The organism is Pseudomonas sp. SJZ079, assembly GCF_007993865.1.
Classification (GTDB): domain Bacteria; phylum Pseudomonadota; class Gammaproteobacteria; order Pseudomonadales; family Pseudomonadaceae; genus Aquipseudomonas.
This window is the reverse complement of record NZ_VIUH01000007.1, coordinates 46,946-61,706: the sequence shown is the minus strand read 5'-3', so window position 1 is coordinate 61,706 and position 14,761 is coordinate 46,946. Positions and strand designations below refer to the sequence as shown.

Annotated in this window: 15 protein-coding genes; 8 read left to right on the top strand and 7 right to left on the bottom strand. The window is 65.0% G+C overall.

Annotated elements, in window-relative coordinates; all coding sequences use genetic code 11:
* Positions 1-219: 219 nt before the first annotated feature.
* The 7 genes from FBY03_RS08990 (at position 220) to ggt (ending at position 7,212) form a co-directional block, all read left to right on the top strand.
* The gene (locus FBY03_RS08990) at positions 220-1,662 is read left to right on the top strand and encodes a coniferyl aldehyde dehydrogenase (RefSeq protein WP_147171855.1); all 1,443 of its coding nucleotides are present in this window, start codon (positions 220-222) and stop codon (positions 1,660-1,662) included.
* 107 nt (positions 1,663-1,769) lie between these two features.
* Complete coding sequence (locus FBY03_RS08985; protein WP_147171854.1) at positions 1,770-2,315, top strand: twin-arginine translocation pathway signal protein; 546 nt, start codon at positions 1,770-1,772, stop codon at positions 2,313-2,315.
* Between the two features lie 181 nt (positions 2,316-2,496).
* On the top strand, positions 2,497-4,092 hold the full coding sequence (locus FBY03_RS08980) for a GMC family oxidoreductase (protein ID WP_147171853.1): 1,596 nt from the start codon (positions 2,497-2,499) through the stop codon (positions 4,090-4,092).
* 29 nt (positions 4,093-4,121) lie between these two features.
* Positions 4,122-4,505 (top strand): phosphopantetheine adenylyltransferase, encoded by a 384-nt coding sequence (locus FBY03_RS08975; RefSeq protein ID WP_256677897.1) that lies wholly within the window; start codon positions 4,122-4,124, stop codon positions 4,503-4,505.
* Between the two features lie 79 nt (positions 4,506-4,584).
* Entirely contained in the window at positions 4,585-5,064 is a 480-nt protein-coding gene (gene coaD / locus FBY03_RS08970) for a pantetheine-phosphate adenylyltransferase (protein WP_147171852.1), read from the top strand.
* A gap of 144 nt (positions 5,065-5,208) precedes the next feature.
* Positions 5,209-5,460 carry a YfhL family 4Fe-4S dicluster ferredoxin gene (locus FBY03_RS08965; RefSeq protein ID WP_025163485.1) on the top strand — a complete coding sequence of 84 codons (252 nt, stop codon included), beginning with the start codon at positions 5,209-5,211 and terminating at the stop codon, positions 5,458-5,460.
* 54 nt (positions 5,461-5,514) lie between these two features.
* The gene (ggt, locus tag FBY03_RS08960) at positions 5,515-7,212 is read left to right on the top strand and encodes a gamma-glutamyltransferase (protein ID WP_147171851.1); all 1,698 of its coding nucleotides are present in this window, start codon (positions 5,515-5,517) and stop codon (positions 7,210-7,212) included.
* 121 nt (positions 7,213-7,333) lie between these two features.
* On the opposite strand, the gene FBY03_RS08955 is transcribed toward ggt, so the two are convergent.
* The 3 genes from FBY03_RS08955 to FBY03_RS08945 form a co-directional block, all read right to left on the bottom strand.
* Positions 7,334-7,672, bottom strand: a complete 339-nt coding sequence (locus FBY03_RS08955) for a multidrug transporter (RefSeq protein ID WP_147171850.1) — start codon at positions 7,670-7,672, stop codon at positions 7,334-7,336.
* Positions 7,673-7,872: 200 nt separating this feature from the next.
* Positions 7,873-8,685, bottom strand: a complete 813-nt coding sequence (gene mutM, locus FBY03_RS08950) for a bifunctional DNA-formamidopyrimidine glycosylase/DNA-(apurinic or apyrimidinic site) lyase (RefSeq protein WP_147171849.1) — start codon at positions 8,683-8,685, stop codon at positions 7,873-7,875.
* Positions 8,686-8,753: 68 nt separating this feature from the next.
* Positions 8,754-9,620, bottom strand: a complete 867-nt coding sequence (locus FBY03_RS08945; RefSeq protein WP_147171848.1) for an HDOD domain-containing protein — start codon at positions 9,618-9,620, stop codon at positions 8,754-8,756.
* A 180-nt stretch (positions 9,621-9,800) separates the two neighbouring features.
* Here FBY03_RS08945 and FBY03_RS08940 point away from each other — a divergent pair, with 180 nt between their 5' ends.
* Positions 9,801-10,997, top strand: coding sequence for a class I SAM-dependent rRNA methyltransferase (locus FBY03_RS08940; RefSeq protein WP_147171847.1), 1,197 nt, complete (start codon positions 9,801-9,803; stop codon positions 10,995-10,997).
* 15 nt (positions 10,998-11,012) lie between these two features.
* On the opposite strand, the gene FBY03_RS08935 is transcribed toward FBY03_RS08940, so the two are convergent.
* The 4 genes from FBY03_RS08935 to FBY03_RS08920 form a co-directional block, all read right to left on the bottom strand.
* Positions 11,013-11,720 (bottom strand): amino acid ABC transporter ATP-binding protein, encoded by a 708-nt coding sequence (locus tag FBY03_RS08935; protein ID WP_256677899.1) that lies wholly within the window; start codon positions 11,718-11,720, stop codon positions 11,013-11,015.
* Positions 11,721-11,907: 187 nt separating this feature from the next.
* Positions 11,908-13,143 (bottom strand): FAD-binding oxidoreductase, encoded by a 1,236-nt coding sequence (locus tag FBY03_RS08930; RefSeq protein WP_147171845.1) that lies wholly within the window; start codon positions 13,141-13,143, stop codon positions 11,908-11,910.
* 61 nt (positions 13,144-13,204) lie between these two features.
* Positions 13,205-13,918 carry an ABC transporter permease gene (locus FBY03_RS08925; protein WP_147171844.1) on the bottom strand — a complete coding sequence of 238 codons (714 nt, stop codon included), beginning with the start codon at positions 13,916-13,918 and terminating at the stop codon, positions 13,205-13,207.
* Positions 13,915-14,634: an ABC transporter permease gene (locus FBY03_RS08920; protein ID WP_147171843.1), complete on the bottom strand. Its 720-nt coding sequence runs from the start codon at positions 14,632-14,634 to the stop codon at positions 13,915-13,917. The genes FBY03_RS08925 and FBY03_RS08920 overlap by 4 nt, the downstream gene beginning before the upstream one ends.
* Between the last annotated feature and the right edge of the window lie 127 nt (positions 14,635-14,761).

Below are 14,761 nucleotides of genomic sequence, written 5' to 3'. Positions count from 1 at the left end.
AAACAATGATCGCCAGAACCTGAACAGCCGGCCCGGTAAAGGTACAGAGGAAAACCGCCAAAGTGTTAGCCGAGCAGGGTCTGCGGCGCAATCCAGGGCAGAGCCGGGCGGCTTGGAACACCAAGTTATTTGACAGATTAGAGCAATTGCTCTAAAAATCCAGCACGCCCCGCCAGAAACACCCAACGGGCCTCACGCTGAACTGCCGAGGAACTGCACATGGTTGCCGACGTCGCCTATCTAGAACAAAGCCTACAACACAGCCAACACCAGATCAGTCAGCTGCAAAGCCGCTTCGCCGCCCTGCGCCAGGCGTACCAGGCCAACCCTATGCCCTCGGCCGAACAGCGCATTGCATGGCTCAAGGCCCTGCGCGAGCTGCTGACCCAGGAACAGGACGCCCTGGTCCAGGCGATCTCCGACGACTTCAGCAACCGCTCCGCCGATGAGACCCTGCTCGCCGAGCTGATGCCCAGCCTGCATGGCATCCACTACGCCAGCAAGCGCATCAAGAAGTGGATGAAACCCTCGCGGCGCAGCGTCGGCCTGCAGTTCATGCCGGCCTCGGCCAAGGTGATCTACCAGCCGCTCGGCGTGGTCGGCATTATCGTGCCGTGGAACTACCCGCTGTTCCTCGCCATCGGCCCACTGGTCGGTGCGCTGGCGGCCGGCAACCGGGTGATGATCAAGATGAGCGAGTCGACCCCGGCCACCTCGCAACTGGTCAAGGACCTGCTGGCCAAGGTGTTCCCCGAGGACCTGGTCAGCGTCGTGCTCGGCGAGGCGGAGGTCGGCATGGCCTTCTCCAAACTGCCGTTCGACCACCTGCTGTTCACCGGCGCCACCAGCATCGGTAAACACGTGATGCGCGCCGCCGCCGAGAACCTGACCCCGGTGACCCTGGAGCTGGGCGGCAAATCGCCAGCCATCGTCTCCGCCGACGTGCCACTGAAAGACGCCGCCGAGCGCATCGCCTTCGGCAAGACCATGAACGCCGGCCAGACCTGTGTGGCGCCGGACTATGTGCTGGTGCCCAAAGACCGCGTCGACGGCTTCGTCGTGGCCTACCGCGCGGCGGTGCAGGGCTTCTACCCGCAGCTCGAGGACAACCCGGACTACACCGCGATCATCAACGAGCGTCAGCAACAGCGGCTCAAGGGCTACCTCAGCGATGCCGAGAGCAAGGGCGCCACGTTGATCCCGCTGTTCCCCGAAGCCCAGGGCCGGCGTATGCCACACAGCCTGCTGCTGAACGTCAACGACAATATGCAGGTGATGCAGGACGAAATCTTCGGTCCCCTGCTACCGGTGATCCCCTACGAGGGACTGGACCAGGCCTTCGCCTACGTCAACCAGCGCGCCCGCCCGCTGGCGCTGTATTTCTTCGGCTATGACAAGCCCGAGCAGCAACGCGTGCTGGATGAAACCCACTCCGGCGGAGTGTGCCTGAACGACACCCTGCTGCACGTGGCCCAGGACGACATGCCGTTCGGCGGCATCGGCCCGTCCGGCATGGGCCATTACCACGGTCATGAGGGCTTCCTGACCTTCAGCAAGGCCAAGGGGGTCTTCATCAAACAGCGTTTCAACGCCGCCAAACTGATCTACCCACCCTATGGCAAGGCGCTGCAGAAGCTGGTGTACAAGCTGTTCGTGCGTTAACCCTTTTACCGGTAGGAGCCCGCTCGCTGGCGATATCCAGGCGCCGCCTGCAGCCCTGATCGCCAGCAAGCTGGCTCCTACACAAGCTCGCTTTGGTGATAACAAGAATGATCGACACCTCAGTTGAACGCCCGGGCCTGTCCCGACGCAACCTGCTCAAGGTCGGCCTGCTGGGTTCGGCCCTGCTGACCACGGCCGGACTCACCGCGACGCTCAGCGGCTGCTCGGCGAGCGTCCCGCAGGCGGGCTTCGCGGTGATCCGCGCCTCCGACCTGGCATTCCTCCACGCCCTGATCCCGGTGATGCTGGAGGGCGCAGTACCCGCAGACAAGATGCCGCAGGCAGTCGCAGGCACCCTCGAGAGCCTGGACTACAACCTCAACCACCTGTCGCCGGAAATGCTCAAACTCACGGTCCAGCTGTTCGATGTGCTGGCCCTGCCGATCACCCGTGGCCCGCTCACCGGTATCTGGGGCAGCTGGAACAACGCCTCGGCGGATGAGGTGCGCCATTTTCTCAGCCGCTGGCAGCACAGCTCCCTCGGCCTGCTGCAGATGGGCCACGCCTCGCTGCTGCAACTGGTGATGATGAGCTGGTACGGCCGCCCCGAGTCCTGGGCGCATTGCGGCTATCCCGGCCCGCCCAAGGTCTGAGCACACCGCCTTAACAACAAGAACTAGCAAGAGGCCGCTGCAACCGTAGCGAGCGGTTTGAGTGCAAGGAAGGATCGCAGCCCGCAGCGAGGCAGTACTGGAAGTACGCCGAGTTGCGGGCGAGAGCCTGACGCTGCAGTCGAGTCGCGCAGTAGGTTTCAGTGACCCCGAGGAATAACCGATGCCCGTACCTGATTTATTCGCCGAGGGCCTGGCCCGTGGCTGGAAAACCTACAACGGCTCGCGCCTGGAACACGACCTGACCCTGGAGGCGGATATCGCCATCATCGGCAGCGGTGCCGGCGGCGGCACCAGCGCGGAAATCCTCAGCGCCGCCGGGTTCAAGGTGCTGCTGATCGAGGAGGGCCCGCTGAAGACCAGCAGCGACTTCAAGATGCAGGAAGCCGAGGCCTACCCCCAGCTGTACCAGGAAGGTATCGGCCGCATGAGCAAGGACGGCGCCATCACCATCCTGCAGGGCCGCGCCGTCGGCGGCACCACGCTGATCAACTGGACCTCGAGCTTTCGCACGCCGGAGCCGACCCTGCAGCACTGGGCCAGCGAACATGGCGTCAAGGGGCACGGCGTCGAGGACATGGCGCCCTGGTTCGCCAAGATGGAACAACGCCTGGGCGTCGCGCCCTGGGCCATGCCGCCGAATGCCAACAACGATGTGATCCGCGCCGGCTGTGAAAAACTCGGCTACGCTTGGAAGGTCATCCCGCGCAATGTACGCGGCTGCTGGAACCTCGGTTACTGCGGCATGGGCTGCCCGACCAATGCCAAGCAGTCGATGCTGGTCACCACCATCCCCGCGACCCTGGAGAAAGGCGGCGAACTGCTCTACCTGGCGCGCGCCGAACGCCTGCTGATCGATGGCGAACGGGTCAGCGGCATCGAATGCCTGGGCCTGGACGAACGCAGCGTGGCGCCCAATGGCCGCAAGATCAGGGTCAAGGCCAAGCACTACATCCTCGCTGGCGGCGGCATCAATACCCCAGGCATTCTGCTGCGTTCGGACGCCCCCGACCCACATAGCCGCACGGGCAAACGCACCTTCCTGCACCTGGTGAACTTCTCCGCCGCGCAGTTCGAACAGGTGATCAACCCCTTCTACGGTGCGCCCCAGTCGATCTACTCCGACCACTTCCAATGGGACGACGGCATTGCCGGGCGCATGTCCTACAAGCTCGAAGTGCCACCACTGCAACCGGCGCTGACCGCCACCCTGCTCGGCCGTTTCGGCATCGACAATGCGTTGCGCATGGAACAACTGCCGCACACCAATGCCATGCTCGCCCTGTTACGCGACGGTTTCCACCCGGACAGCGCCGAAGGCCGGGTCGAGTTGCGTGGCGACGGCAGCCCGGTGCTCGACTACCAGATGACCGACTACACCTGGGACGGTGTACGCCGCGCCTTCCACAGCATGGCCGAGGTGCAATTCGCCGCTGGCGCCAAGAGCGTGCTGCCCCTGCATGCCGATGCGGGCTACGTGAAGACCCTCGCCGAGGCGCGCACGCTGATCGACGACCTGGATCTTGCGCTGTACCGCACCCGCCTGGGCAGCGCTCATGTGATGGGGGGCTGCGCCATGGGCGAAGACCCGCGCCAGGCGGTCGCCGACAGCCTCGGCCGCCATCACCAACTGGAAAACCTGTCGATCCATGACGGCTCGCTGTTCCCCACCAGCATCGGCGCCAACCCGCAACTGTCGATCTATGCCCTCACCGCACAGCTGAGCAGCCTGCTGGTCGGGCGACTGGGCAGCGCCTAAGCTCAGTCGCAGGACTCAAGGAGCGTTCGATGCTGGCCAAAGTCGTTTCCGCGCTGCTGATCATCGCCGGCCTCATTCACCTGCTGCCGGTCACCGGCGTGCTCGGCGCCGAGCGGCTGGCCGCGCTTTACGGCTTAGCCGTTCAGGAGCCCAACTTATTGATCCTGCTGCGCAGCCGCGCCGTGCTGTTCGGCCTGCTCGGCGCCCTGCTGATCTACGCGGCCTGGCGCCCGGCGCTACAGCCCATCGCCCTGTTCGGCGGCCTGGTCAGCGTGCTGACCTTCCTCTTCCTGGCTTACGGCAGCCCGAGCTACAACGACGCCCTGCGCCGGGTGGTGATCGCCGACTGGCTAGCCTTGGCGTGCCTGCTGATCGCCCTGACGCTGTATTTCATCGCCCGCGCCAAAGCCTGAGTCAATCGCCTCGACTTGGCCGCTGCGGGCTGCTGCGCTACCATCCGACTCCCAAACGGACCCCTGCCAGGACGTCACGATGAATCGAGTGTTATACCCAGGCACCTTCGACCCCATCACCAAGGGGCATGGAGACCTGGTCGAACGCGCCTCGCGCCTGTTCGATCAGGTGATCATCGCGGTCGCCGCCAGCCCGAAGAAAAACCCGCTGTTTTCCCTCGAGCAACGCGTGGAGCTGGCGCGCGAGGTCACCAAGCACCTGCCCAATGTCCAAGTAGTAGGATTTGCCAGCCTGCTGGCGCATTTTGCCAAAGAACAACAGGCCAACGTGCTCCTGCGCGGTTTGCGCGCGGTGTCGGACTTCGAGTACGAATTCCAGCTGGCCAATATGAACCGTCAACTGGCCCCGGATGTGGAGAGCCTGTTCCTCACTCCGTCGGAAAAGTACTCTTATATTTCCTCCACCCTGGTGCGTGAAATCGCCGCCCTGGGCGGAGATATCTCCAAATTCGTCCACCCGGCGGTGGCCGACGCGCTGAGCGAACGCTTCAAGCGCTAACAGGCCGCTTGTGCAGCCCTAGCCCTTGTCGACCAGGGTACTGCTGCACATAGCGCCTGCTCCGACAATCCGGCACAATTCGCTCAACTGCCCATTGTTAGTTACGAATGTCGCGGCTTCTGGCCACGGCAGGAGCGTTCTCCCATGTCCCTGATCATCACCGACGACTGCATCAACTGCGACGTCTGCGAGCCCGAATGCCCCAACGGCGCCATCTCCCAAGGGGAAGAGATCTATGTGATCGACCCCAATCTGTGCACCGAATGCGTCGGCCACTACGACGAACCCCAGTGCCAGCAGGTCTGTCCGGTGGACTGCATCCCGCTCGACGAGAACCACGTCGAGAGCAAGGATGAGTTGATGGAGAAGTACCTGATCATCACCGGCAAGGCCTGACCGGCCGGTGAATAACTACTGCGCTCGCGACGCGTTTCAACGGCCCGTTAAGCCATGCGCCGCCTGAGCCGCAACCTTGCCCCTTGGCGCGCCCTCGCCGGCGCGCTGGCTCTGCTGCTCGCCCTCGGCCTGCAGGCGGCCGAGCAACCCGGCCGCGCCGCCATCGCCAGCGCCCACCCCGCCGCCACCGTTGCCGGCCTGGAAACCCTGGCGATGGGTGGCAATGCCTTCGATGCGGCGGTGGCCATCAGCGCCGCCCTGGCGGTGGTGGAACCCTACAGCTCGGGCCTCGGCGGCGGTGGCTTCTTCCTCCTGCGCGAAGCGGGCGAGCAGCCGACCTACCGCTTCATCGATGCACGCGAGCGGGCGCCGCAGGCCGCCCATGCCGACCTGTACCGTCGTAACGGCCAGGTGCAGGCGGACCTGTCCCTGAATGGCCCGCTGGCCGCGGCGATCCCCGGCCTGCCCGCCGCGCTGGTGGAACTGGCGCAGCGTTTCGGTCGCCTGCCCCTGAAAGACAGCCTGACGCCCGCCATACGCCTGGCGCGTGACGGCGTGGCCATCGACCGGGTCTACCGTGAACGGGCCAGCTGGCGCCTGGCCGCGCTGCGCGACGATCCCGAAAGCGCACGGCTGTTCCTCGACCAGGGCGAAATCCCCGAGGAATTCAGCCTGCTACGCCAGCCAGAACTGGCGCACACCCTGCAGCTGCTGGCTCGCGAGGGTCATGCCGGTTTCTACGCCGGGGAGGTCGCCGAACGACTGGTCAGCGGCGTGCGCAAGGCTGGGGGCATCTGGTCGCTGCGCGACCTCAGCGAATATCGCATCGTCGAGCGCCAACCCCTGCGCATCGGCCTGGACGAAGGCCGCGAGCTGATCAGCGCGCCGCCGCCCTCGGCCGGTGGCCTGGCCATCGCGCAAAGCCTGCTGATGCTGCAACGCCTGCCCTGGCGTCAGGCCGAGCCGGTGCAGCGCACGCATTTCGTGGTCGAATCGCTGCGCCGCGCCTATCGTGATCGCGGCCTGCTCGGCGACCCCGATTTCGTGGCGAACCCGACGGCGCAGCTGCTGGAGCCCGACTATTTAAAGCGCCTGGCGCTCAGCATCGACCCGCAACAGGCCACGCCCAGCGCCAGCCTGCCGCCCGCCGGCAGCTGGAAAGAAGGCAATCACACCACGCATTTCTCGGTGCTCGACGCCGCCGGCAACGCGGTGGCCGCCACCCTGTCGGTCAATCTGCCGTTCGGCGCGGCCTTTACCGTGCCCGGCACCGGGGTGCTGCTCAACGATGAAATGGACGATTTCGCCGCCGACGTGCAGGGCGCCAACGCCTACGGCCTGGCCGGCAGTCATGCCAACGCCATCGCCGCCGGCAAACGCCCGCTGTCGAGCATGAGCCCGACCTTTATCGAAAGCCCCGGCGAGTTCGCCAGCTTCGGCACCCCTGGCGGCAGCCGCATCCCGAGCATGGTGCTGCTGGCCATCCTCGAATACCTCGACGGCCAGCCCATCGCACGCTGGCCCAGCGTCCCGCGCTATCACCACCAGTACCTGCCGGACCAGATCCAGCACGAGCCCGACACCTTCAGCCCGGCGCAAATCGCCGACTTGCAGGCTCGCGGCCACCAGCTCAAGGCCCTCGACCGGAGCTACGGCAACCAACAGGTGCTGTTCTGGAACAAGCAGAATAAGCGGGTCGAGGCGGCCAGCGACCCACGCGGCATTGGCACCAGCGCGATCCTTCCCGAATGAGCCAACAGACCCTGCAGAACAGTTTCCGCGCCATCACAGCGTCTGCCAGATAGGGCGCTCAGCCAATTTTCAGCCACAAAAAAGCCGGCGTCGTAGCCGGCTCTTTTGTTCAGGTGTTGCCTCAGTCGCGGTTATAACCGCTGCTGGTGCAGCCCAGGCAGCGCACGAACGCGGCTTTTCCAGGCTCGACCACCAGAGACTGGGCGGCCTCTTCGACGTTCCCGCCCAAGGCGCTGAACGGCAGGCTGACGACGAAGGCCACGACACCCAGCGCGGTGGCACCAATCAGCAACGGGCGGGCGATAATCAGGTCGCCGATCATGGCGTAACCCTTGGGTGCATTGGCGGTGTATAGCGGGTCGCCACTGGTGTTCTGCTGCACCATTTCCGCCTGCGCCGGCAGCGCCAGCAGGCCAGTGGTCAGCGCCAGGACAACAGCGGTTGAGCGAAACAGTTTCATGGGGCGATCCTTCAGCTATTCGAAGTCGGTGGCAGTAACTATAACAGCGCTCCGGCAATTGTCAGCGTGACGGCCGTCAATCGCTATAAAAGACGCACCACAGTGTTTTGCAGTGGCCAGCGCGGAAAAGGCCCTCGGTTTCTCGTCGATCGCGACCAGTCCCCCACGCACAATGGCAAGCATGCGAAGGCGGCACGAGCTCAGCGTTGGCAGCGTGGACAGTAGACGCTGGCGCGCTGGCCCAGCTTGACCTCGCGCAGGGTGCTCCCGCAGTTCTTACAGAACTCGCCGCCGCGCCCGTAGACGAACAGCTCCTGCTGGAAATAACCGGGCTGGCCATCGCCGCCGACGAAATCGCGCAGGGTGGTGCCGCCGCGCTCGATGGCATGGGCGAGGATGCGCTTGATCGCCGCTGTCAGCTTCAGGTAACGCGCCCGGGAAATCGTCCCGGCCTCGCGGCGCGGGTCGATGCCGGCGGCAAACAGCGCCTCGGTCGCGTAGATATTGCCGACCCCGACCACCACCGCGTTGTCCATGATGAACGGCTTGACCGCCATGCTCCGCCCGCGCGACAGCTGGTACAGGCGCTCGCCATCGAACAGCTCGGTCAGGGGCTCGGGGCCGAGTTTGCTGAGCAGCACGTGCTGCAGGGGGTCGACGCTCCACAGCAGCGCGCCGAAGCGGCGTGGGTCGGTGTAGCGCAGGGCCAGGCCGGACTCCAGCTCGATGTCCACGTGCTCGTGCTTGGCCGCCGGCAGACCGCACTCGACCAGACGCAGGCTGCCGGACATGCCCAGGTGGCTGATCAGGCTGCCGGTCTCGGCCTTGATCAACAAGTACTTGGCGCGCCGTTCGACACACTCGATAACCTGGCCGGACAGCCGCACATCGAGGTCTTCCGGAATCGGCCAGCGCAAACGCCGCTCGCGCACTATGACCCGGCTGACCCGTTGGCCTTCGAGATAGGGGGCGATACCGCGGCGGGTGGTTTCAACTTCTGGCAGTTCGGGCATGGGTCATCAATCGAGCGGAGGAAGCGGGACGTCAAGGCATTACCTTAGCAGCAATGCGCTCGGCTTCGTTAGACCGTACCCAGCTCGCGGATGCTCTCGCGCAGGTTCTCGAAGTCGTATTCGGACAGGCCGACATACTCCAGCACCAGCCGCTCGATGCTCTGCCATTCATGGTCATCGGCCTGATTGCCGAGCACCCGATGGCTCTCGCAGATGTGCTCGGCCATCTTCAGAATCGCCAACAGGGTTTTCAACGGCGCGTCGCGACCGGAGTCGTCGCTGAAGATCGACAAGGCGTTGTGATGACTGGCGATGGCCTCGCACAGGTGCAGTGGCAGGTTCCACGACTTGGCGGTGAAGTAGCCGACCACCGCGTGATTGGTGTTGAGCAGACGGTTCTCGGTGTCGACCACGCGGTGCTCGGCACTGGCGCTGTAATAGGCTTCTTCCAGCACCGTCATGTAATCGGGGAAGCGCTTGACCATCAGCGGAATGCCGCAGTTGTGGAACAAGCCCAGGGTGTAGGCCTCGTCCGGCGCCTGGTGGCCGATGCGCTTGGCCAGGGTCAGGCAGGTCATGGCCACATCCTGGGCACTGTCCCAGAAGCGGCTGAGGGTGACTATGGCCTCATCGCTCAACTCGCCCTTGATCGACTGCGCATTGATCAGGTTGATCACCGTGTCGCAGCCGAGCAGGTTGACCGCCTGCTGAATCGAGACAATACGGTTGGCCAGGTCATAGAACGGCGAGTTGACGAGCTTCAGCAGCGCCCCGGACAGGCCCGGGTCCTGGCTGATCAGCTTGGCAATGCTGCGCAGGTCCGGGTTGGGCATGACCTGCTCCATCTGCAGGTCGACCATGATTTGCGGTTGTGGCGGAACACTGATGCCTTGCAGGACTTTTTGAATCTGTGCGGCGCTGAGTTCTTGGGCCATGGCGAGTCGACAAGGTGGATGGCAGAAGGCCAGAGTGTAGCCGGAATGGGCCTTGGGTCGCGCCCCTGCCCTGCAAGAAAACGGGTGCGGCGCCAGGCGTGACACCTTTGGTGGATTACGCCACTGCGTGGCTAATCCACCCTACGCTATAATCCCGGCCCTTTTCCGGAGAGCGCCCCCATGTCCCTGCCCAGCCTGCGCCTGAAAGCCAACGCCGATCGACGCCTGCGCGCCGGTCACCTGTGGGTCTACAGCAATGAAATCGATGTCGCCGCCACCCCGCTGAACGGCTTTGCCGCCGGCGACCAGGCGATTCTCGAGGCCGCTGGCGGCAAACCGCTGGGCGTGGTCGCCATGAGCCCGAACAACCTGATCTGCGCCCGCCTGCTGTCGCGCGACGTCAAGCACGTGCTCGACAAGTCGCTGCTGGTGCACCGCATCAACGTCGCCCTGAGCCTGCGCGAGCGCCTGTTCGACCAGCCCTGCTACCGCCTGGTGTATGGCGACTCCGACCTGTTGCCGGGCCTGGTGGTCGACCGTTTCTTCGACATCCTGGTGGTGCAGTTGGCCTCGGCGACCATGGAGCGGCACAAGGACGAGGTACTCGCCGCGCTGGTCCAGGTGTGCAAGCCGAGCGGCATCCTGCTCAAGAACGACTCCGCCGCGCGCGACGCCGAAGGCCTCGAGCGCTACGTGACCACCGCCTTCGGTGTGGTGCCGGAGTGGGTGGCGCTGGAAGAGAACGGGGTGAAGTTCGAGGCGCCGGTAATCGAGGGCCAGAAGACCGGCTGGTTCTATGACCACCGCATGAACCGCGCGCGTCTGGCGCCCTACGTCAAAGGCAAGCGCGTGCTCGACCTGTTCAGCTACATCGGCGGCTGGGGCGTGCAGGCCGCGGCCTTCGGCGCCACTGAAGTGATGTGCGTCGATGCCTCCGGTTTCGCCCTGGACGGTGTGGAGCGCAACGCCACCCTGAACGGTGTGGCCGAGCAGGTGGTGTGCGTGGAAGGCGACGTGTTCGCCGCGCTGAAAGAGCTGAAATCCGCCGAGGAGCGCTTCGACGTGGTGATCGTCGATCCACCCGCCTTCATCAAGCGCAAGAAGGACATGAAGAACGGCGAAGCCGCCTACCGTCGCCTCAATGAACAGGCCATGCGCCTGCTCAACAAGGACGGCATCCTGGTCAGCGCGTCGTGCTCCATGCACCTACCGGAAGACGACCTGCAGAACATCCTGCTGACCAGCGCCCGTCATCTGGACCGCAACATCCAGCTGCTCGAGCGCGGTGCCCAGGGCCCGGATCATCCGATCCACCCGGCGATCGCCGAGACCCGTTACATCAAGAGCCTGACCTGCCGCCTGCTGCCCAACAGCTAACCGGCCGCCATCAACTCAGTGCAGGATCTGGGTCAGAAAAGCCTGCGCCCGCGGGCTTTTCGGCGCATTGAAGAAGGTCTCGGGCGGGCTGTCCTCGACGATCCGTCCGCCATCGAGGAACAGCACACGCTGCGCCACCTGCCGGGCGAAGCCCATCTCGTGGGTGACGCAGAGCATGGTCATGCCGCTGTCGGCCAGCTTGACCAAGACATCCAGCACCTCGCTGACCATCTCCGGGTCAAGCGCCGAGGTCGGCTCATCGAACAGCATGATCCGCGGCTGCATGCACAGCGCCCGGGCGATGGCCACCCGCTGCTGCTGGCCGCCTGAGAGCTGGCTGGGGTACTTGTCCGCCTGGTTTTCGATACCCACCTTGGCCAGGTAGTGCCGCGCCCGTTCCTCGGCGGCCTTGCGGCTCAGGCCATGCACGCTGATCGGCGCCAGGCTGCAGTTGTCCAGCACGCTCATGTGCGGGAACAGGTTGAAATGCTGGAAGACCATGCCGATCTCCCGCCGCACCTTGATCGCCTGGGTGGTGGCCTTAGACAGATCGCTGCCTTCGACCAGGATGCGCCCCTGCTCGGCGATTTCCAGCCGGTTGATGCAACGGATCAAGGTCGACTTGCCCGAGCCCGAGGGCCCGCACAGCACGATGCGCTCGCCCGGCTGCACGCTGAGGTCGATATCGTGCAGCGCCTGAAAAGCCCCGTACCACTTGCTCATGCCCTGAATCTCAACGGCTGGCTGACTGCGGGACGCTGCCTGGGCCAAGGCTGGGGTGGACGCCAATGCGCCGGGCTGACTGCTGGTCGAAAGCATGCGAGTTCGCTCCCATCGCGGCCCGTTGGGCGCCGGCCTCCCGGGCGGGAGAGCGGCGTTCGGCGGGCGCTTATTGTTGTGGTGTTCGGGTTTAAGAGAAACGTTCGGCGCGGAAAGCGGCCGGGTCGGTAAAGGGCTGTTCGCCGGTCATCATCTCGGCCAGCAAGCGGCCACTGACCGGGCCCAGGGTCAGGCCGTGGTGGGCATGACCGAAGTTCAGCCAGAGCCCGGGATGGTTAGGCGCCGGCCCTATGACCGGCAGCATGTCCGGCAGGCAGGGGCGCTTGCCCAGCCAGGGTTGCGGGTCGAGGCGCTCGCCCAGGGGAAACACCTGGCGGGCCAGTGCCTCGGCGCGGCGCAACTGGATCTCGTTGACCGGCGCATCGGCGGCGGCGAACTCGATACCGGTGGTCAGGCGAATGCCCTGATCCATGGGTGCCAACACGTAACCGCCCTGGGTGTCGCACAGCGAATGCTTGAGCTCGCGATTGGCCGCGTAGTGCATGTGGTAACCACGCTTGACCGCCAGGGGCAGCCGGTAACCCAAGGGTTTCAACACCTCGTTGGACTCCGGCCCCAGGGCCACCACCACCTCGCGCGCGCTCAGCAGGCCCTGTGCGGTCATCAGCTGCCAAGCGCCGGCCTCAGTGCGCAGCGAGCGCGCGTCGCCCTTGAGCACCCGCCCGCCGCGCCGGCTGAACAGTGCCGCGTAACCCTTGGTCAGGTTGCCCGGATCGGTGACCGTCTTCGGGTCCAGCCAGTGCACGCCGCCGCACACGGCAGGCGATAGATTGGCTTCGCGGGCATGCAGCTGTGCGGCGTCCAGCAGCTCGAAATGCAGGCCATAGGCGCTCATCGCCTGCGCCTCCTGCTGCGCGCGGTGTAAGGCGCGCGGGCAGCGGAATATCTCGATCCAGCCATTGGCGCGAATCAGATGCTCGAGACCGGCCTGCTCGACCAGCGCGTCATGCTCCAGCACGCAACGCTCGATCAACGGGCGCAGGGCCTGGGTCGCCGCGGCCAACGGCTTGGGCGCCGAGTGCCGCCAGAAACTCAGCAACCAGGGCGCCGCCTTGGGTAAATGACTGAGGCTGTAACGCACGTCCGACTCACGGTTCAGCCCATAACGCAGCAGGCGCAGAAACTCGCGGGGAAAGGCGTAGGGCACCACGCTGGAACGCTCGATCAGCCCGGCATTGCCGTAACTGGTGCCCTCGCCTGGGTCCTTGAGGTCAACCAGCGTCACCTGGCGGCCGCGCGCCTGCAGGTGGAGGGCGGTACACACGCCGACGATGCCGGCGCCCAGAACGATAGTGTCGCAGTTCATGCACAGATCCTTGAATCACGCGCACCGGTCAGGGCGCGACTGTTAGCGAAAGTGGCCCGACTCAGGTGTCGAGATGCCGGCCCAGGCGCGTCTCGATACGCCGCAGCAAGCGCCGAATACACTCGACGATCAGCAGGTACAACAGCGCAGCCCAGAGGTAGAGCTGGAAGTCGAAGGTGCGCGAGAAGGCCAGTTTGGTGATGCCCATCAGGTCGTAGATGGTCACCAGGGAGGCGATCGCACTGGCCTTGACCATCAGGATCAGCTCATTACCCAGCGGACCGACGGCCAGCAGCAGCGATTGCGGCAGTACCACCTTGAAGAAGGTGGTACGCCGGCTCAGCCCCAGTGCCGCAGCGGCTTCGTGCTGACCCCGGGCGACGGCCTGCAGGCTGCCGCGCAGGATCTCCGCCTGGTAGGCCGCGGTATTCAGGGTGAAGGCCAGCAGCGAGCAATACCAGGCGTCGCGGAAGAACCACCACAGGCCCAGGTCCTGCCACAGCTCGCGAAACGAACCCAGGCCGTAATAGAGCATGAACAACTGCGCCAGCAACGGCGAGCCGCGGAAGAAGTAGATATAGGCCCCGGTCGCCCCGCGCAGCACGGAGTTGCGCGACAGACGCCCGAGCGCCAGCAGCAGCCCGAGCACCAGCCCCAGGCTGAAGGAGATGGCCACCAGCTTGGCGGTGATTAGCAAACCGTCGAGCATGCGTACACCGTAGCGTTCGAACAGCTCGGGATCGAAGAACAGCTGCAGCAGTTCCGTGGCGCTCATGACTGCGCACTCCTGTGTCCGAGGCTGTAGCGTTTCTCGGCGAAGCTGAACACCCGGCCGGACAGCGCCGAGAAGAACAGGTACAGCAGGCAGGCGGCGAAATAGAACAGCATCGGCTCCTTGGTCGCGCTCACCGCCAGGTTGGTCTGGCGCATCAGGTCGACCAGCGAGATGGTCGAGACCAGCGAGGTGTCCTTGAGCAGGGTCAGCCAGTTATTCGACAACCCCGGCAGGGCGACCCGCACCAGCTGCGGCAGTACCACCTTGCGGAAGGTCTGCCAGCGCGACAGGCCCAACACGCTGGCCGCCTCATACTGGCCCTTGCCCAGGGTCTTGAAGGCCGCCAGCCAGACCTGGCTGGAAAACGCGGCGAACACCAGGCCGAAGGCGATCACCGCAGTGAAGAAGGCATTGATGCTGACTTCGCTGCTGTAGCCCCAATAGGCCAGCAGCTTCTGCACCCCGATCTGACAACCGTAGTAGACGATCAGCAGGGTGAGCAGCTCCGGCAGGCCGCGAAACACCGTGGAGAACAACGTGGACAACGCGCGCGGCAGGCGCTTGTTCGAGCGCGCCGCCACCGCTACCGCCAGGCCCAGCGGCAGCCCCAGGGGCAGGCAGCAGAGTGCCAGGGAAATAGTCACCAGGGCGCCGGCCAGCAGGGTCAGGCCCCAGCCACCGTCGCCGAATAAAAGTAGGGAGAAGGGTTCCGGCATCTTGGTAACCTCTGAATGTCCTGCCTATGCTGGCAAGTCACGAAGCCGAGGGGCTCGCCCGCCCGCGCCCCCAAGGGTCACGGGCGGACGAGCCGTACTGGGTTCAGGCAAGCGCCTGACAGCCACG